This window comes from Pseudoalteromonas luteoviolacea H33-S (assembly GCF_001625695.1).
GTDB lineage: Bacteria > Pseudomonadota > Gammaproteobacteria > Enterobacterales > Alteromonadaceae > Pseudoalteromonas > Pseudoalteromonas luteoviolacea_B.
Genome location: NZ_AUXY01000112.1, coordinates 1 through 18,184 on the forward strand (window position 1 = coordinate 1; position 18,184 = coordinate 18,184).

Here is an 18,184-nt window from a genome sequence, read left to right on the forward strand (position 1 = left end):
TATCTAATTAATGGGGTTGAACCGGGAAAGTTGGTTCTCTACCACCGCTGCTACCAGAGCATGTATATCCATTATTACTAGCATAAGATGAACCACCTGCAATATTAGGGGTTTGATCTTGGTTTACTGGGTTTATTTCATTTAACTTTTTTAGCTTTTTTTTCTTTAATGAAAACTTCATTTTTTATCCTTGAATTTTTATGATTATAAAAACGCTTCTTTGCGTTGAAATTACACTACTACGGTGTTCCTTTTTTGTAAACTTTTATTTTTTATTTTTTATTTTTTTATTTTTAAATATTAATATTTTTATTTTTTGAATTTTGAAGGTGTGAGGTTTTTTAATTGTTTTTGTGGTTTTTATTGTTTTTCTATTTCTTTATGAAGTGTGGGGGTGTAAAAGGTTTTTTTATCTTGAAGAGAGCTAAAACACAACTAGATAGTTAGCTAACATTCATAACTAGGTTGATGGATATAGATAAAATTTAACAGAGTGCCTGTTCTTAACCAAAATTCTGCAATATTTAAAATGTTACCCGCATTTTGTTTTATAATTATTATTATGATTTTATTTTAAGTTTTTATTTTTTCAGAGGTGCTGAGTTATTAATTTTAATGGTTTTTCGCTTGGTTTTTGTTTCTTTTAAAGGTGCCGTTTTATTTCTGTAAAGTTAATGTTTACAGAGGGTTTTTCTAGAATCCTTGTTTTATAGTGTGTCAACATGGGTTTATCATCGAAGTTGGGAAATGTATTATGTCAACTCCAAATTGGTAATGGTCTATGGGGTTTTAAATACTTGATCACAACGCAATTGTCATGGAAATATTTTATTGTTAAGAGGCACATAACTTGCCCCTAACAGACCTACCTAATTAAGGGTATATTTCCCCTTTGGCTTTACAAGCTACAACACCTACTTTGTAAGCTGGTGGGTGAGTGACTCTAAAGCACTCTGTTATTCTTACTTTTTTTACATTGGGATATCGGCGTCCCAAATTGAGAATAGCATTATCTTTGGCTGCATCATAATTTAGGTGTTCAGCCTCTCCCCAAGCACTTACGGCCTTTGCATGAGCGGAATAACTTGTAACTCCAATAATTAATCCTGCAATAGTAGGAATCAATTTATATCTCATATTAACTCTCCTTATTTGACATTTGAATACTAAAATTAATCAATATATGTTATTCGTCAATGGAAAGGCAGTGAATTGTTCTTATTTTGATGTGTGTAAAAACTATACGAAGGTTCGTTAAGTTTAAGAAACTGTCATGGGTTAATTTATTAAATGGCGGTTGGTTGTGACTATATTTTGGTACTACATCAATGATTAAGGGCCTTGTTGGTCAAATTGGCCTTTTCTAATTGCCTTGTCACTTTTACTGATATTAAAGCATATCTAGCCTATTCTCAGTGTTGATCACCTAGGCTTTAATCATTACTTCTGTGTGTTGGTTGTTGAAGGTGCGGCTTGTTAATTTGTCACCCGTAAGCTGTTTAAAACGATAAACGCCTGTTTCAGCCAGCGAACGCTCATGATAGCCTGACTTTTCCTTCCAGTGTTTTAAACCAAATTGATGCATTAATATTATGGCGCTGTTTCTCGGATGACCTTTCTCCCAATATTGTGCATTTTCCCTTCGGAGTACGAGCTACGGGACCTTTAGCCGCAATATATACAGCTCAGCTTTAGAGCAAACAAGTTTTAATACTCAGTTGAAACCTTTGTTGAAACAAGCAATAAAGCATTTTTATCCTAGTTGTAGAGTTGCCCACATACTGACTGTTTTACATAGCCGCCATAGTAAAGTAGCAATTCAAGTGTTGAAGAGGGCTCGGGGTAGAAAATGCGAGTGGAATGTGTTTAGTATTGCTAAAAGGAGAGGGGGAAAGCTCGCCATAATGCTCTATACTCAACAGGTGTAGCGCGGCAAGCTTGTCATATGATCGAACGTTTTAACCTCTTTTTTAACAATGTAATCAATACTGGTTGCGACAAAGACGATGTCTATGCGCATAAGATCCGAGTCTGTAATATTTTCGCGCTCTTGTCTTGTACCATCGTTGTGTTGGATGCCTGTCTGTTTGTCTTCTTCTATACATCCATTACAGCTGCTTTAATGAATATGCTGCTGGTAGTCGCTTGTTGCTTGGCACTTACGTTACAATTCTACAAACATCACTACTTCGCAGGGCTATTACTTTTTCTCAGTGTTATAAGCTTTATCCTTATTCAGGCTTACTGGGTTATTGGAAACGAGGTTGGAATTCAAAATACTTTTTTGACCCTCTTACCTATGCCATGGCTGTTACTTGAGGGAAGCCGGCGAAGCACAAAAATACTCTTGTCCGTCCTTTGTTGTAGTTGCTACCTTTTTATTGAATATCACCAGCCGATTGAGCCGATAATAACTTTACAGGGTACACATAAAGGCGTTTTACAAATACTGTATGAATTGCTCGCTATGTTTGTGTTAATTTTAATTGCAGTTACATTTGATAATGACCGCTATAAATTTGAAAACAAGCTGAAAAAGATGGCGATGACAGATGGTTTGACTGGCATTGCCAATCGAAAAAAGCTTTTTATCGAGGGTGCTAAGGCACTTTGTGCGGTTAAGCGACATAAGTTACCATTTTGTGTTGCTCTCATGGACATAGATCACTTTAAAAAAGTAAATGATAATTATGGTCATAGCCATGGAGATGCTGCGTTGAAAATAGTGGCAAAACTATTAGCAGAAACTACACGAGAAAGCGATATCATTGGACGATATGGCGGTGAGGAATTTGCCATTATATTACAAGGCACAGATATAGCTTTAGCAATCGATAAGTTGAATTTAATACGTAAAAAAATAGAAGTAGAACAGATTTGTTATGGTGGCGTTTGTATCAATTGCACTGCAAGCTTTGGAGTTACTCAACTGAAGAGCTCAGGTCAAGATTTAACCGAGCTGTTTGACCAAGCAGATGCGGCATTATATGACTCTAAAGATAAGGGGAGAAATTGCGTATCTGCTTACTAATTACTTTATATATAAATGCTATACGTACCTATCATCAGCTGCTTTATTGGTTGAGCGTAAAATACACTACATGATACAAACGGATTGTTTATAAATGTTAATAGCTTTTATAGAACGTTCAAAATTCTGCTTCAACTTAAAAAGTTTAATATTAAGCTCGTTATCTAATACTCTTTTAAAATATGTTGCTAGCTTGGATAAGAAAAAATTCTAGTTGTGCATTTAAATTTGCTACTTTTCTATTGGTTAGTGCTTACTGTTTTAGATAGATAAGCTGATTTGCGGAGAAGTGAACCACATATTGGTATGAGGTTTTAAATGAGCAAGGGAATATAAAGTATTGTGAGTATTAGGGAGAGCTTCCTCACCCCTAATACTTAAACTTTGAAAAGTTATACTTCGCCAACAGCCTGACAAGTGACTACACCTACTTTGTAAGCTGGTGGGTATGTTACTCTAAAGCATTGTGCGATACGTATATTTCTAACGTTTGGGTAGCGACGCTTTAAGTTGAGTATGGCACTGCCTCTGGCAGTATCATAGTTTAGGTGCTCAGCTCCACCCCAAGCGCTAACAGTCGCTGCTTGAGCCGCATAGCTGGCTAGCCCAAGCATTGAACCAGCAATAATAGATAACAATTTACGTGTCATTCTTACTCTCCTTGTTTGATATTTGAAGATTATATGTAGTGCATTTTGACTACTCGTTATTTGGTTGTATATGTTCTTCCATTTCTCATACGAGGCTTGGAGGTGCAACCCAACCAAGCCCTAAGTATTTATTTAGCAGTCTCGATGAAATCAACTAAATCTTTCTCTAAAGATAAGTCAAGTAGAGAGGATTTAATGATGCGAGAAGGTAACTTTGATGTGGCAAGTTCATTTTTATTTGTACTTAATACTTTAATCGTTCCTTCACTAATTAATACTTGGTCGCCGGGGTTAAAGTACACACCTTTAGTGTCATTGATCAACAAGCCTTTATATCCCAATATACTTGGTACAAAGTCTTCTCCTGGTTGTGCTAATTCTTTACGAAGGATTGAAGTATCTTGTAATTTGGCAACTTCAGATATGCGATATTGTAAATAATCATTTAACTTTGTCAGTGGCAGAGAAGGGTTTTCACGACCAGAATACTTGAGTACCGTCACTGTTGAAGCTGTACTGTCTTGCTTCGCTATGTCTGCCTCAATATTTGAGTTTGCTGATTGAAATGTACCGGTGACATAAATATTTCCTTTATTTTGTTCTATGTACGGGCCAACAAAATCAGCAGGAACAGATGAGTAGTTTTCAAAATAACCACAAAACTGAGTGTAAACACCGCGATCAGCACGTTGTGGATCATAAATCGCTCTGTTTGAGTTGTCTAAATTGGTCGCATTTGTTGAACCTGGTTTATGTGACCATCGACGATTGCTATCTCGGCGATACCAGTGATAGTCATAATGTGGTGCCAATACGAGTGCACTCAAAGTCAGGCTATTGCTAAAATTTGATTTTTTGTAATTCCATAATGAACTAGGTACTTCTCTAAAACCATCTGCTTTGGCACCTGCGATGACACCAGCACAGCTCGCCCCATTGTCAGAATTGAACCCTCGGTGGCCCTTAGCATAGCCAGGTTGAGATTTGGCATTTGTTGGAGAGATACGGTTAGCGGCGTAATTGTAGCAGTTATTGTAACGCTGGTGATTGCCTCCGGTGTTCCAATAAGTAGGGTGGTACCCAGGGATAAACGGATATATCCGAGAAGATGACTCTGATACTAATTCTGCCAAATTAAATTGTGTGCTACTTACTTCATTTGCACTGACTGCTTGGGCTGCAGCGCTACTAAGCAAGGGGAACAAACAAAGGCCAATAAATTTATTCATAATTAAATATTCCTTTTATATTGAATTTAATTTTCGATTTGAGCATTGATTATCTTTTATGTAAATGGTTTGTTTGTTTTTTTGATATGAAAAAATTTCTACTAAATTTTTCTTATTTTTATCACAGAATTGAAAGTCAGCCAGAAATCACTGAAATGGGTTTTAAAAAATGTTTCAGAGTCAGCTAGTTGGTTACAAATCTAATATCAATATTTAGCTGGTGCAATATAGTGGTAATTTCGGACTGTGTCTTTTGGGGGGGTAATAAAAAAGGAAGTTTGCGATAGAGATATTAGGGTAATAGCGAGTATAAGTACGTTATATTGTCAAAGTAGCTGTAATTAATTTTACAGCCCAAATCTACATCAGATGAGTAAAGAAAAACATCATAATTGGCTTAAATTATGCTTCAGGTAGATATTCTTAGTAGAATTGATGGGAATTACATGTATATCCAAGGAATGGGGCAAAGTTATGCCGCTCGTGAGCATTACACCGCTCAGAATAAATCAGATCTAAAAGCCAACACTCGCGCAGCAGGTACCCTAGCTAGTCATGATGAAGTCATTAAAACTGAGCAGCGTATCGATATGCGTAATATCTCACCTAATGAATATAACGAATTAGTCCGCTCTGGCGTAGCAGACTTGCCCGTTCCCATGGTGTTGCCCGGTGGGCGTATTTACCTGGATGGACGTCAGGCTGATATGGGAGACGTTAAAACAGATTATATCGGTCAAATTGAACAGTCTATTGAGTTTAATCAGGATATCGGTGACTTTGATCAGATTGCGTTTTTAAAAGACAGGTTGGCAATTGTAAAAGGGCTGCATGGTCAAACTTTTATCCCTTCGACGTTTAGCCAAAGCGTAGACATAAAAGCATGAATTAAGTCTTTTGAGTGAAGAATTGAGTCGAAGTTGGTACAATATTTTAGCGGCTATTGATATGATTGAAAAATGAAGTCGTGTCTAAATCTGCTCTTCATAACGTGCCTCTAGCGCTTTCGTACTCCGGTCCTTTTATATCGAAAACCCCATATATTAAGTGTCATTAAAAGCTACCTTTTTCATAGTTAATGGCTTTTCCGAGCTGATTGACTTTTCTTCGTACTTTCATAGATTTACTACTTTATTGGTATCGGTGTAATACTTTGTAATTAATTTTCTTATTTTATGTGTCTAACATGTTGGCTCAATAATTAACCAAAATGGGAATGAGGATGAACACTATTATTGAGCTAGCTGAAGCACATCAGCAATGTCGTCGGCAGGCGATTAATCTAATTGTGAGTGAAAATCGACTGTCGGATCAGGTCTCTAACTTACTTTCAAATGATTTGGCATCGCGGTATGCCGCGCCATTTTATGCGGGCACAGATATCTCTCAAGAGATTACTCAGCTTACAATTGAGAAAACCAAGTCAGTTTTTTCTAGCAAATTTGCCAACATTTCACCCACCTCAGGCAGTAATAGCTTAATGGCTGTTGTATTTGCTTTAACTGAGCCGGGGGACAAGGTTGCGCGTGTCCCGCCGTTTTTCCCTGGTGGCGGATATCCATTTCAATACGAAGTATTCCATCGTCAGTCGTTACCGCTGATCTTCGATGATGCACAGTGGCAACTAGACAAACAAGCATGTATTGATTTGTTGTTTAAAGAGCAGCCCAAGCTGGTTATTTTGGGCGCGTCCATCTTCATGGTGCCAATGCCGGTAAGAGAGATCAGTGAAGTCGTTCACAGCTATGGGGGTGTTGTTGCCTATGATGGCTCTCACAGTTTGGGATTGATTGCTGGTGGTGAGTATCAAGATCCGCTAAATGAAGGCGCTGACATTTTATTTGGGTCAACACACAAAACCTTCCCTGGTCCGCAAGGCGGACTCGTCCTGACTAACTCCGAGCTGTTGCATAAAAAAATTGAATTAGTTTCTAACTTTACGCCACTTAATGGCCCAACCATGATTTGCAACCCGCACCTTGCCAGAATTGCCGCACTTGGCTTAACGCTTGATGAAGTGCCTTGGCAAAGGTATGCCAGTCAAATTGTGAAAAATGCGCGCGCGTTTGCAAGCACCTTCAAACAAAATGGCTTTACCCTCAGAGGAGAGGCGAATCCAGATTTTGAAAACTCGACATACTGTCATCAAGTTTTACCTTTACTCGACAAAGAGACGGGCGTTAAGCACAGAGACAAACTTAAAGCGCATGGGATTTTCTGTGATGGCTTTATGCGTGTGGGAACCGCAGAAATTACGCGACTTGGTTTCACTGAACACGATAGCGCGCACATTGCTCAGCTGATGTGTGACGTAGTAAACAGCTCAGAGCCTTTGTTAAGCGGGGTGAAGGACCAAGTAGAGTCGTTGGTACGCAATCATACAGAGATTGTAATGTAAAAGGAGTAAAAGCCATGCACTTTGCAGAGCGTTTATATCCTCAAGCAAAGCTTGAAAACCTTTTATCTGCAATTAGCCCTGCGCGCAACGTGATTGATTTGAGTGTTGGTGAGCCGAACGTGCCTTTAAATCAGCAGATTTTATCCCATATTCCTGATGGGTTTGAAGCACTTGCGCGCTACCCTAAAGCGTCCTTGCAACAAGCGTTGTTAAACACGATCCGTGACTGGTTGTGCAAAAGGTATTCGCTTGATGAAAGCTCAATCGATGCGCAATCACAAATAGCGGTGCTGGCGGGTAGTCGGGAAGGGATTTTTATGATGCCCATTGCTTTGTTTAACCGTGAATTACAACAAGGGCTACCGATTACGGTTGCGATGCCAGATCCGGGTTACCCGATTTATCAGGCCAGTGCTGAGAATGTTGGCGCAAACATTTATTGTATCACCCAAGCACAGATAGCGCAGCTGACGTTAAATGGGAGTGATACCTTCGCTAACTGGGCGGATATTGATTTGATGTTTGTCTGCTCGCCTAATAATCCAACCGGTGAAGTACTAACAATACAGCAGTGGACTTGCTTGATAGCGTTAGCGAAAAAGCACCAATTCGTTTTGGTTGCAGATGAATGTTACAGCGAGATCTACGCTGAGCCTTTTAAGCCTGTCGGATTGCTAGAAGCGTGCAAGCATATTGGCAATGACAGTTTTGAAAACTGCCTTGCTATTCATAGTTTGTCGAAAAGATCTGGGCTGCCAGGTTTAAGGTCGGGGTTTGTCGCGGGTGATACCAAACTCATCAAATTGATTCAAGGTTATCGCAATTATCACGGCGTTTCTTTGTCTCCAATTCAATTAAAAGGCTCTGAAGCCGCATGGTCTGATGAGCAGCACGTCGCGATAAACCGCGCGATATATCAAGAGAAGTTCGATGTGTTTACTGAGTTCCTTGGAGAATATTCTGCTTATGAACTTCCTCAAGGTGGCTTCTATATTTGGCTAGATGTGGGATGCGATTCTGAAAAGTTTTGTCAGCATTTATACCAGCACTATGGCGTAAAAGTATTGCCAGGGCATTACCTTGCAGTGAGTGATGAGGTAAAGCATGCGGTGCGCCAGTACGTGCGAGTAGCAGTGGTTTGCCATAAGGGTGAAGTGGAACAGGTAGCCACTGCAATTAAAAAGAGCATTGCATTTTTTAGTCATTCGAACGTTGTTGGCGACCACGTCGCTTAAACCATGAAAAGGAAAATCACATGAGTAATTCAAATTCATCTAATACGCCCATCCGAGCGAACACTGTAATTATAGGATCAGGATTTGGTGGCAGTGTGGCTGCACTGAGGCTTTGTCAGCAGTTAGAAAATACCAATGAGCGCGTTGTTTTATTAGAGCGCGGTAAAGACTGGTGGGGTAATTTAACAGGAAAAGGCAGTCAGGCAAAAAGCGATGCAGAGCCATTACCGCCATTTTGTAATTATCGTCAACCTGATGGACGCGCTGCGTGGATGGCAACAGAAGAGCCATTTGGCACGCCTGTGGGGGATATCACCCTTGGCTTAAATGACATTCCGCTTAACTTTAACGATGGCGAATTTGCCAAGCGACCGGTGAAAAAATACCCCGGATTAGTTGAAACCATTGAAGCGGAAAATATGACGGTGTGGGTTGGTGCAGGTTTGGGCGGTACATCACAGGTATACAATACGATTTTCCAAAAGCCCTCAAAAGATGCGTTCAATCTGGCATTTAGAGATCCAGAAAATCAAAGCACTAAGCTACTAAGTTACGATGAGATTGCTGATCAGTATGATGTTGTTGAGTCAGTAATGAAGCCTAAAACCATGATAGATACGGCTCTTGATACCGATGCAACTTTGCAATTTAATCAAGTAACAAGTGCGCAAATCGATCAAAGCAACATTCAAACTGAAATGGCGAGCCTAAGCGAAAATGCGAATGACAATCCAATCTCTATTGCTGCTTCGCCGGATTACCTCTCAACTCGGGTGTTTTTAGAGCAGGCGCAAAAATTACAGGCTAACAAACAAAAATATGACCTCGCGTCGGTAGAGCCTAAGTTTAGTACCTTGGCACTAGATTGGTCTGTGGTAGCCAATGAAGTATCTGGCTCCATGCTACCTTCTGCAACGATTGGGGAGATGTGGTATGGCATGAATAGCTACCATGAAGTTGATAAGTGTAGTGGCAAAACGTTTTATGGCATTAAAAAAAGTCTAGATCAAAATTATCTTGCGCAAGCAAAGGCGACTGATCAGCTAGATATTGAATGTTTGAGCGAAGTAACGAGCATCAATCGCATTGCTAAAGGCGGTAAGGGGGAGTTTGTTTATCGGATTGCGGTAAATAAAATCAATGAAGCCGATGTGGATGCACCACAGCAAATTATTTATGAAGCTGACAATGTCATTATGTCAGCAGGTTCTATGCACACAGCACGTTTGCTGCTCGAGTCCTCCAACTCACCGAGCCTAACAGATGTCACTAATACTGGACTACCAGAACTGAGTCATTATGTTGGTAAATTCTGGGGACAAAATGGTGACTTATTTGCTACACAGTTTTGTAATCAAGATGTACGCCCAGCGAATGGTGGCCCGGGCTCTGCTGAGTGTGATTTCTTATTTGGCGATAAAGGGCAGCAGCCCAGAGCCTATTTGGAAGAAAATCACGCGTCACCATTTACCAAGATGGTGGTTTACCCAGTTTGGTATGAAGAAACCGTGTCTATCCAAAATACGCTCATGATGGGCGTCTGTCGTGAGACCGCCCCTGGGCAGTTTGTAAAACAGTGTGATGGTACGTTTGGCTTGTCATATCCACAGACACTAGAGATTGATGGTAAGTATGAAGGGGGGATGGGCGATTCGATCAATACAGCATTAAAGACATTAAATGCGTGGAAAGAAACCAATACTGCCAATTTGAGTGAGGACGACCAGCGCAAACTAGCCCGTTTTAAAGGGTATCGCGGTCCACTACATTGTAGTAACAATACGCAGCGTACATTGGTTGCAAACTCAGATGTTGAAAACGAACATTTCGATGTGGCTTATGGTATGACTCCGCACCCATTAGGCGGCTGTGTGCTAGGTAAAGCATGTAATGACTATGGTGCACTTAAAGACGCCAAGGGCGCTGTTATTCCTGGGTTGTACGTGGTTGATGGTTCACTCATCCCTGGTAGTACAGGTGCTTGTACGCCGGCTTGGACAATTGCAGCCGTAGCTGAGCATTGTATGGCAGAAATTGCGCCGGAAATTAAGCAAAAAATTACCTATTAATACTAAGGAGGGTAAACACATGACTGTTGATTTTGAAAATGATACTAAGCTACCAAGCAAGCATGGCTATGACGGTGATTATGCAAATGCACTGGCAGAATTGAGAAGTGGCATTAATCAAATAGATAAGCAACTTATCAGTCTAGTCGCAGAGCGCTTTTCTAAGATATCAGAAGTCGGCGATTTAAAAGCCATTTTTCATCAGCCTGTCGAAGACAGTAAGCGTGAGCATTGGGTATTAGATCAAGCGCTTGAAAACGCAAAAAGAAATGGTGTATCTGAGTTTTTAACAAGGGAGCTGATGGATGTATTGCTAAAGTACTCAAAAGCCACGCAAGCTAAACGTGTTCGAGGTTTGTAAATACCTTACTCATTCTATGCCGCCGCCCAAGTATTTGGGCGGTTTACACTATGTTAGCAGCTTTCATTTTTGGTATTTTAATTATAAACCTTGCACCATTCGCTTGATGCTCATAACCTATTTCGCCATTTAAAACATGGACGACTGAGTTATAAGCGATATTCAGACCCAAGCCTAAATTTCCTTCGCTGAGTTGGCTTGTATAAAAGGGGTCAAACATATGCTTTTGATCATCCTCAGAAATACCTATGCCATTGTCTTGATAGGTAATCAGCACATAATTACCATCATTTTTGACTTCAATATCAATGTGTTTAGATGATTGCTGTACAAAACCATGGGCACAAGAATTGTTTACAAGCTGAGAAATGACCTTTATCAAAGCCTCTGGATGAGAGTGAATATCTACGGTATCGCCAGTAACTGTTAAAGCAACATCAGATTCGATGCTTTGTGAAATAAGAGTGCACCTTTGAGTCAAAAAGCCAAGTACTTCAAAGTTGGAAGCGTCACTGGTATCTAAATTCGCTGCGATTTGTTTAAAGCGAGCGATCATATCAGCAGCGCGTCCTGAATTGTTGGCGGTTAGAGCCAGCATTTCGGATGCTTCTTCTAAGAAGATTTTTAATTGTGTTGCACTGAGCGTTTGATCCGACAGAAGTTGACGTATTTCTTTTAGCTTTTCTTCAAGGCACGAGGCCGACGTGACAACAAGCCCTAACGGCGTGTTAAGTTGATGAGCCATGCCTGATACTAAAGTCGTCATTGCTGCCATTTTTTCGGCTTCTAATAATTGTTTTTGGGTCGCTTTTAAATTGTCTAGCGTTTCAATTAGGATAAGGTTTTTTGTTTTTATTCGCCGTACAAAATAGCCAGTGAGTAAGATAATTATCACCATGGCGATGATCATGATGATTAACTGTGTTTTAACTGCTTGGGTATTGAGCTGATGAAGCGCATTTTCTTGGGTCAGCTTGGCAATATCACGCTCTTTTATAGCTAAGTTCATTTGGGCCGCATGAAAAGCAACGCCTATTTCAGCTTGTCCTTGTAAAAACTTGAGCTTGCTCTGCATCAGCAAAGCGGATGTGTTGAGTGCACTTTGCAAGTCGTTGACTTGCTGATAGTACATCTTGAGCAGTTGATAGGCTTCTGACTTTTCTTTGTGTCTGGTGTGTTCATCACTTAACTTGATGATTTCTTCTAAGCGTGTTTCTGTGCCTTGATACGCTTTTTGTGAAAGCTTAATCTTCATGAGGTCTATTTGCGGCCCAATACTATCAGCGATGGCATTGCTGTCCTTGCGTATTTTTGTCGCGCGTTCTAAGTGTTGTTTTGCCAGTTCAAGTTCACCTAACGCGATATAGGTTTTGCCTAGGTTATGGTGGGACCAAGAGCTATGGTACGTGAACTCGTTTTGCTCTCTAAGGCTTAAGCTTTGCTTGTGAAATACCAATGCTGTTTGATATTCGCCTAGTCCAAAATGCGCTTCTCCTAGATTGTTCAAACCAACTGCCATTTGTTGAGCGAGGTCTCTTTGTTTGGCGTCTTGATAAAAGCGTTGAAAATAGGACTTTGCATCTTCATAGCGGCTTAACTTTAAATAGACATTACCGATGTTATTTTCGGTTTGTCGAAGAAATAGCTCAGTGTCCATTAAGGCCGCTAGTTTGTAGCTTTCCAGGTAGTTCTCAAGGGCTCTTTCATATAACCCCATGCGAGTTAATGCACCTGCTGTGAGGCTATAATAACTGTATAAAATGGTGGGATCTGAGACTTCGATACTCATTTTTTTGCACTGTGACAAAGTTGATATTGCACTGTGCATGTCATCGGTTTGAATTTGAAACCAAGCCTTACCGTACAACAAACGGATTTTTTGTCTGGTACTCAGCTGTTTATCGAACTTAAATAAAAAGTACTCGGTGGTTGATATGGCTTCAAGGGGGGATTGAGAAGATGCACTGCGTATTTCTGCTCTGATCTCTTCAAATTCAGCCTCGGTGAATGCTGCAGCGAAGGCATTGAGACTAACAAACAACAATATCCAATTAATACAACGTAACAACATCAAACGTTGGCTCTCTAATCAACTACTGAACACTAAGCATAGCAGTTAGGCTTTTTTTGACACGGGTCTATTTGAAGAAAATTAAATTAATAAAAATATTAATTTCTAGGTACTTATACTTTGGATTAGTTAAGCGCTGAAAGTTATTCAGCGCTTTTATGAGCACTAGGCTATGATTTTTTTTAATGCTGCGACATGTGTGTTAAATGCCGTTCTGCCATATTCTGTGAGAGACACCCAAGTACAGGGACGGCCTTGGTTGCTGCGTTTTGACGTCACGATATACTCAGCTTCTTCTAATACTTTTAGCTGCTTTGATAACACGGAGTCGCTGACATCTAGCTGTAATTTAATCAGTTTAAAGTCGAGCTCTGCGCTGGTGGCCAGCATGGCGCAGATCTGTAAGCGGTTTGGCGCATGGATAATGGGGTCTAGATCACTCATTAGGGCGCTCCGCATTGATAACTTCACCTGTCGGATACATTCGTTGTAACCAAACAAGCACACCACCACACATTAGGCCGCATACCCAAGGAATAAAATTCAACTCAGTAAATAGCGTAAGCTCGCGGCTTATAACAATCATTACTGCAAAAAATAGTGCGCTATAAATGTTGAGTTTTTTACTGGCATTGGAACGAGGCAGTATGACAGGCTTGATCCCTAATAAATGACAGCGGTATAAGTAAATTGCGACAGAGAACGCAAATACGGCCCCGCCGACGATCATCATTAAGGCCCATTGATTTTCGTGTCGCATTAGGCCATATCCTGCGACAATCGCGCCATAGCTCAAACCTGTGATAGCACTTAGCCACATTGGCGGGCGGCTATGTTCAATGGTTTCTTGCTGTGTTGTGTGAATGCTTGAAAGCGCTTGTGTTGCTGCATCTTTATCTATTTCAGTGATGTTATTTTTTGTATCTTTCATTGCTCGCCGTCCTTAACTTTCCACTATGGAAACTAAAATTTAGCCTACACTTTCCAACTTGGCAAGTAAAAACTTTCCATAGTGGAAAGTTTAATAAAAAACGACGTCTAATGAGTGAGTTACGAAAGCATATTAGGAGAGGTTAAGCCTTGCATCCAAAGCATACGTAATTTTTTTGGGTCCATTTTTACCGGTTGCTGAGGTATGTCAGAGAAGAATTGCTTAGCCAAATGCCGACCTATTGTTTGTGCTGTCGTAGTTTTGTTTATTCGCGTTTGGTAAAAGTGACTTAGTGTGTCGGGTATCGCTTCATGCTGATTGAGTAAGTTGGTCAAATGCCAGACATCTTCGAGCGCTTGGCTCGCTCCTTGACCAGAAGTTGGCAGTGATGCATGGGCAGCGTCACCGATCAGCACCACATTGTTTTGATGCCAGTAAGGGAGCGGTTCTAGATCGTGGACAAAAATATGATTGCAACTATGCATATTTGCCGTATGCAGTATTGTGTTAATCGCCTTTGGCCAATGTTTAAATCGACATTGTGCTTCGTTGAGACACTGTTTTGTTGTGTAATTGTTATTTATGTCACAGGCCCAAGCAGCGGCCCAATAACATGAGTCAGCTGTTGCTTGGACGATGCCAAAGCGAACGCCATTTTCACGAAATTCCTGAATAGGGTTGTTCTTGACACTGGCTGGGGTCGGACTGGTGCCAATGAGGTTGATAAACCCTTGGTAAATAGGCTCAATTGGTGGTTGAAAAATAGCGGCTCTTACTTGAGAGTGCATTCTGCCATCGGCACCGACCACAAGGTCAAACTGGCTAGCAAGTTTAGTTATATCTTGGCTATCAATTGGCGTATTAAAGTGACACAAGATATTGAGTTGCATGACCTGCTCATACAAGCAAAGCATTAGGTCTTTGCGTAAAATGCTGATGCTGGGGTAGCCACATTGTTGACTGAGTTGTGAAAGATCTAATTTTGAGAGTACTTGCCCTTGCTGGTTCATTTGCTGGACGCTGCATGGCTGCACTCCAATTTCAGAGATGGCCTTAGTTAACTTCATTTTATCCAACACATACATGGCATTAGGCCATAGCGTCACGCCAGCTCCAATTTGCGATATTTCACTGCGTTTTTCGAACACCTCTACATCAAAGCCTTGTTGTGTGGCAAAAACAGCCATGCTTAGACCTGCGATACCTGCGCCAATAATTGCGATACGTCGAGTATTTTGCATTTTTATATCTCCATTTAATTCTTAGCCAGACTTTGACAAATATAAAAGGTGGGATAAATTAGCAGTTATGACTTTCATAATCCCAAATTATGAGTGAATAGAGCTAGATAAAGAAAGTTATGAAAGGGTGACTTCTTAATTTTATATTTTTTTGTTTATCTAAGATGGTTTTATTAAGAGGTTTGATTGTGATGCTAATTAAAGTAGCCAATGGAGTATCACTGGCTACGATTTATAAAATTGATTATATAATTAGCATAAATTAGTAAATTTACAGCCCTCACCAACGCTAGGTGTACAGAAGTCTGTGCAATTGTTCCAACTTACGGGCGCTCCACCAGCGATTCCAAAGGTCATTTTTGTTGGGATTTTATTCTTATCTAAAGATAGTGATTTTATACTCTTTTTATTCAATTTTATCATTTTTATTTCCTTTTCTATTTTAACTTTATGTGTTTGGTGTCTGGTTTTTATTAAAAAATTTAATTCTAATATTTTAACTTTCAATTCATTAGCATAAATTAGTGAATTTACAGCCCTCACCAACGCTAGGTGTACAGAAGTCTGTGCAATTGTTCCAACTTACAGGCGCTCCACCAGCGATTCCAAAGGTCATTTTTGTTGGAATTTTATTCTTATCCAAAGATAGTGACTTTATATTCTTTTTATTTAATTTGATCATTTTTATTTCCTTTTAGTATTTTGATTTTAGGTATGGGTTAGTACCTGGTATTCATTAAACACTAAACTTATGTTGATATTGTTTCAATTTCCAATGTATTTGTTAGTAAATGTGAATTTGTAAATTGTAAGCTGTAACTTTTTATTTCTTTATTTTGGCGTTGCTTGTCGTTAAATTATGGTTTTTGTGAGTTTTTATTTTCGGGTAATTTATTTGTTATTTAAATAAAGGTTTGACTATTTTTGTTTTTTATCTAAATTATTATTCTTTTAATAAAAGAAACTTTATTTCCAAATTTCTATGTTAGATAAAATTGAACTAAAATGGCTAAAAAGTTTTGAAGCTGTGTTTTTACACTTAAGTTTTAAACAGGCGTCTGAGCAACTGGCATTGCCAACGTCTAATGTCAGTCGTCATGTTGCGTTATTAGAACAGCAATTAAATGTGCGCTTATTTGAGCGTACAACCCGAAAAATGCGCCCTACAGAGGCTGGAAAAAAACTCTATGATTCTACCAGTTCGTTGCTAGATTCCTTACAAAGCGCTTTACAAGAAACGTCTTCGCAAACAAATCATCTGTCGGGCCACCTAAAAATAATGACGCCTGATCTTCCGTTTATGGGAGAAGTACTCGCAAGCTTTGTCGCTCAAAACCCATCAATATCGTTAAGTTGTGATACGCAGTTGGATGCGAAAGAAGGCATCGTTGATGGCTTTGATATTGTGATGAGCTTTAACCGTGGGGGCATGGTGGACTCGGGCTGGGTGGCAAAAGAGATAATTCGATGGCCAAGTTGTATTGTCGCTGCCCCAAAGCTATTGGCGGTTTATCCAAAACCGAAAAGTATACAAGAGCTGAGCTCACTGCCTTGTATAACCACGCTAACCGTGATGCAAGGCGCGCCTTGGCGTTTTAAGGGGGATTATTTATTAACAGTGCAATCAAGTTATAAAGTGAATAGTGGTAATATGGCCAGAGCAGCTGCTATTCAAGGGCTTGGGTTTGCAATATTACCTTTTCATGCGTGTGAAAAAGCCATTGAGCAGGGCCAGCTCATGGAGATAAAATTAGACTGTGAGCCTGAAGATTTAGTATTAAATGCTTTTTACTCGGGGCGGAAATACCCGCTTGAGAAGGTTAAAGTCTTTTTGTCATATTTGCGTGAATTTCTTGGTTCTTAATGATGTGGGTTTATGATTCTAGTTACAGCATATTGGACGGCCACAAAACAGTGCAGTGGTTTTAATATAAAAGTGTAGGAGCTTGATTAACAAACTCCTCACTTTAAGGCTGAAATTTAATCGCACACTTGATTATGGCTCGAAGCCGCAACGAAACTCATAAGTTACGCGCTGCTCTGTACGGCAATTAGTTTTAATTTCACGTGTACGTGTTTCTGAACGTGTGTCTTCCCATCCTTTAAATAGTGTGCCGGTGTATGAAACAAAATCGGTTCTATAGTTACCATAAGAATCTATATATCCATATGTTAGATGTTCTGAATAATATTTAGTGTCAGGACAGCTTGATACACCATAATCGTATTCATTTACAACTTTGGAGGATGGTAGTTCCCAAGGGCGTTGCGGTTGATGCCATATTTGACCCCTGTATACGACTCCAGTATACCTACAGTCTTTGAATGTCACAGTATAGGTTTCCTGTTTTGTGTCACAAACACGAACATTAGTATAAACTTCTTCCCAATAGCCTTGACCTGAAGGGCAATCTGAGCGAGCGTTTGATTGCGCGCTAGTCAAAGTGACTGCTGTAATCGCGAGTGCTAGGAGTGATTTCATAATTTTTCCTTAAGTTATTATTAGGGTAATCAGAATTAATGTCTGATTATGTTTTCAGTGTTATTTATACGCTGAATTCTTTGTAATAAAATCTATTATTTACAATCTTTAATTTTTCGGTCTCTAATTTTAAAGTTTTTATCTTTTGTTTTTTTGGTTGCTTTTATATGTTGGCTTGAGGGGGTGTTTTTTGCAATATCTTGAATATTAAATAGTTCATATATAAAATAAAAGTAACTTTTTCAACCCCTTGTGTATATAAATATTTTTTATTTATTTTTTTTGTGGTTTTTTTGTTTTTTTGTTTTTTTACTGTGTCTTATGTTTTTGATAGGTTAGTATTTAAAATTGATTGTTGAGTATTTTGTTTGTTTTTATTTTTGTTTATATGGTGATTTTGGTTGTTAAAGGTTGTTATTTAAAGTGATTTAAATTGAGGTTATAATAAAAACCCAACTGCTGAATGGCCTTGTTTCCTAAATAGTT

At 39.5% G+C, this 18,184-nt stretch carries 16 protein-coding genes and 1 pseudogene; 7 read left to right on the forward strand and 10 right to left on the reverse strand.

What is annotated here, in order from left to right; all coding sequences use genetic code 11:
- Positions 1-7: 7 nt before the first annotated feature.
- From N477_RS26195 to N477_RS26520, 3 genes and pseudogenes are all read right to left on the reverse strand, one after another.
- Positions 8-181 carry a hypothetical protein gene (locus N477_RS26195; protein ID WP_155731997.1) on the reverse strand — a complete coding sequence of 58 codons (174 nt, stop codon included), beginning with the start codon at positions 179-181 and terminating at the stop codon, positions 8-10.
- Positions 182-873: 692 nt separating this feature from the next.
- Positions 874-1,137 (reverse strand): hypothetical protein, encoded by a 264-nt coding sequence (locus N477_RS22265; RefSeq protein WP_063363501.1) that lies wholly within the window; start codon positions 1,135-1,137, stop codon positions 874-876.
- Positions 1,138-1,426: 289 nt separating this feature from the next.
- A pseudogene (locus N477_RS26520) lies at positions 1,427-1,642 on the reverse strand (IS5/IS1182 family transposase); the annotation flags it as partial.
- A 303-nt stretch (positions 1,643-1,945) separates the two neighbouring features.
- Between N477_RS26520 and N477_RS25815 the strand changes: the two are divergent.
- A complete protein-coding gene (locus N477_RS25815; RefSeq protein ID WP_081216635.1) occupies positions 1,946-3,031 on the forward strand; it encodes a GGDEF domain-containing protein in 1,086 nt (361 codons plus the stop codon).
- 392 nt (positions 3,032-3,423) lie between these two features.
- Here the strand turns inward: N477_RS25815 and N477_RS22275 are convergent, their stop codons facing one another.
- Together N477_RS22275 and N477_RS22280 are read right to left on the reverse strand one after the other, a co-directional pair.
- Positions 3,424-3,681 carry a hypothetical protein gene (locus N477_RS22275; protein ID WP_063364262.1) on the reverse strand — a complete coding sequence of 86 codons (258 nt, stop codon included), beginning with the start codon at positions 3,679-3,681 and terminating at the stop codon, positions 3,424-3,426.
- A gap of 128 nt (positions 3,682-3,809) precedes the next feature.
- The gene (locus N477_RS22280) at positions 3,810-4,910 is read right to left on the reverse strand and encodes a hypothetical protein (RefSeq protein WP_063364263.1); all 1,101 of its coding nucleotides are present in this window, start codon (positions 4,908-4,910) and stop codon (positions 3,810-3,812) included.
- A 446-nt stretch (positions 4,911-5,356) separates the two neighbouring features.
- Between N477_RS22280 and N477_RS22285 the strand changes: the two genes are divergently transcribed.
- The 5 genes from N477_RS22285 to N477_RS22305 all read left to right on the forward strand — a co-directional run bounded on the left by N477_RS22285 (position 5,357) and on the right by N477_RS22305 (position 10,973).
- Positions 5,357-5,797 (forward strand): hypothetical protein, encoded by a 441-nt coding sequence (locus tag N477_RS22285; protein ID WP_063364264.1) that lies wholly within the window; start codon positions 5,357-5,359, stop codon positions 5,795-5,797.
- A gap of 335 nt (positions 5,798-6,132) precedes the next feature.
- Positions 6,133-7,308 carry a hypothetical protein gene (locus N477_RS22290; RefSeq protein ID WP_063364265.1) on the forward strand — a complete coding sequence of 392 codons (1,176 nt, stop codon included), beginning with the start codon at positions 6,133-6,135 and terminating at the stop codon, positions 7,306-7,308.
- Positions 7,309-7,322: 14 nt separating this feature from the next.
- Positions 7,323-8,543 (forward strand): aminotransferase class I/II-fold pyridoxal phosphate-dependent enzyme, encoded by a 1,221-nt coding sequence (locus N477_RS22295; protein ID WP_063364266.1) that lies wholly within the window; start codon positions 7,323-7,325, stop codon positions 8,541-8,543.
- A 20-nt stretch (positions 8,544-8,563) separates the two neighbouring features.
- A complete protein-coding gene (locus N477_RS22300) occupies positions 8,564-10,612 on the forward strand; it encodes a GMC oxidoreductase (RefSeq protein WP_063364267.1) in 2,049 nt (682 codons plus the stop codon).
- A gap of 19 nt (positions 10,613-10,631) precedes the next feature.
- A complete protein-coding gene (locus N477_RS22305; protein WP_063364268.1) occupies positions 10,632-10,973 on the forward strand; it encodes a chorismate mutase in 342 nt (113 codons plus the stop codon).
- 43 nt (positions 10,974-11,016) lie between these two features.
- Here the strand turns inward: N477_RS22305 and N477_RS22310 are convergent, their stop codons facing one another.
- The 4 genes from N477_RS22310 to N477_RS22325 all read right to left on the reverse strand — a co-directional run bounded on the left by N477_RS22310 (position 11,017) and on the right by N477_RS22325 (position 15,216).
- On the reverse strand, positions 11,017-13,044 hold the full coding sequence (locus N477_RS22310) for a tetratricopeptide repeat-containing sensor histidine kinase (protein WP_063364269.1): 2,028 nt from the start codon (positions 13,042-13,044) through the stop codon (positions 11,017-11,019).
- A gap of 165 nt (positions 13,045-13,209) precedes the next feature.
- Positions 13,210-13,488, reverse strand: a complete 279-nt coding sequence (locus N477_RS22315) for a transcriptional regulator (protein WP_081216637.1) — start codon at positions 13,486-13,488, stop codon at positions 13,210-13,212.
- Positions 13,481-13,975: a hypothetical protein gene (locus tag N477_RS22320; RefSeq protein WP_063364271.1), complete on the reverse strand. Its 495-nt coding sequence runs from the start codon at positions 13,973-13,975 to the stop codon at positions 13,481-13,483. The genes N477_RS22315 and N477_RS22320 overlap by 8 nt, the downstream gene beginning before the upstream one ends.
- A gap of 119 nt (positions 13,976-14,094) precedes the next feature.
- On the reverse strand, positions 14,095-15,216 hold the full coding sequence (locus N477_RS22325; protein ID WP_063364272.1) for an FAD-dependent oxidoreductase: 1,122 nt from the start codon (positions 15,214-15,216) through the stop codon (positions 14,095-14,097).
- A 982-nt stretch (positions 15,217-16,198) separates the two neighbouring features.
- Here N477_RS22325 and N477_RS22335 point away from each other — a divergent pair.
- Positions 16,199-17,080, forward strand: coding sequence for a LysR family transcriptional regulator (locus N477_RS22335; protein WP_063364273.1), 882 nt, complete (start codon positions 16,199-16,201; stop codon positions 17,078-17,080).
- 132 nt (positions 17,081-17,212) lie between these two features.
- On the opposite strand, the gene N477_RS22340 is transcribed toward N477_RS22335, so the two are convergent.
- On the reverse strand, positions 17,213-17,698 hold the full coding sequence (locus N477_RS22340; RefSeq protein WP_063364274.1) for a hypothetical protein: 486 nt from the start codon (positions 17,696-17,698) through the stop codon (positions 17,213-17,215).
- Positions 17,699-18,184 lie beyond the last annotated feature (486 nt).

What these genes read in the sequence shown, in the direction of transcription:
- N477_RS22320 (WP_063364271.1), bottom strand. Translation starts at nt 13,975, where the DNA reads ATGAAAGATACAAAAAATAACATCACTGAAATAGATAAAGATGCAGCA.
- N477_RS22280 (WP_063364263.1), bottom strand. Translation starts at nt 4,910, where the DNA reads ATGAATAAATTTATTGGCCTTTGTTTGTTCCCCTTGCTTAGTAGCGCT.
- N477_RS26195 (WP_155731997.1), bottom strand. Translation starts at nt 181, where the DNA reads ATGAAGTTTTCATTAAAGAAAAAAAAGCTAAAAAAGTTAAATGAAATA.
- N477_RS22295 (WP_063364266.1), top strand. Translation starts at nt 7,323, where the DNA reads ATGCACTTTGCAGAGCGTTTATATCCTCAAGCAAAGCTTGAAAACCTT.
- N477_RS22305 (WP_063364268.1), top strand. Translation starts at nt 10,632, where the DNA reads ATGACTGTTGATTTTGAAAATGATACTAAGCTACCAAGCAAGCATGGC.
- N477_RS22275 (WP_063364262.1), bottom strand. Translation starts at nt 3,681, where the DNA reads ATGACACGTAAATTGTTATCTATTATTGCTGGTTCAATGCTTGGGCTA.
- N477_RS22265 (WP_063363501.1), bottom strand. Translation starts at nt 1,137, where the DNA reads ATGAGATATAAATTGATTCCTACTATTGCAGGATTAATTATTGGAGTT.
- N477_RS25815 (WP_081216635.1), top strand. Translation starts at nt 1,946, where the DNA reads ATGATCGAACGTTTTAACCTCTTTTTTAACAATGTAATCAATACTGGT.
- N477_RS22310 (WP_063364269.1), bottom strand. Translation starts at nt 13,044, where the DNA reads ATGTTGTTACGTTGTATTAATTGGATATTGTTGTTTGTTAGTCTCAAT.
- N477_RS22300 (WP_063364267.1), top strand. Translation starts at nt 8,564, where the DNA reads ATGAGTAATTCAAATTCATCTAATACGCCCATCCGAGCGAACACTGTA.
- N477_RS22315 (WP_081216637.1), bottom strand. Translation starts at nt 13,488, where the DNA reads ATGAGTGATCTAGACCCCATTATCCATGCGCCAAACCGCTTACAGATC.
- N477_RS22325 (WP_063364272.1), bottom strand. Translation starts at nt 15,216, where the DNA reads ATGCAAAATACTCGACGTATCGCAATTATTGGCGCAGGTATCGCAGGT.
- N477_RS22285 (WP_063364264.1), top strand. Translation starts at nt 5,357, where the DNA reads ATGTATATCCAAGGAATGGGGCAAAGTTATGCCGCTCGTGAGCATTAC.
- N477_RS22340 (WP_063364274.1), bottom strand. Translation starts at nt 17,698, where the DNA reads ATGAAATCACTCCTAGCACTCGCGATTACAGCAGTCACTTTGACTAGC.
- N477_RS22335 (WP_063364273.1), top strand. Translation starts at nt 16,199, where the DNA reads ATGTTAGATAAAATTGAACTAAAATGGCTAAAAAGTTTTGAAGCTGTG.
- N477_RS22290 (WP_063364265.1), top strand. Translation starts at nt 6,133, where the DNA reads ATGAACACTATTATTGAGCTAGCTGAAGCACATCAGCAATGTCGTCGG.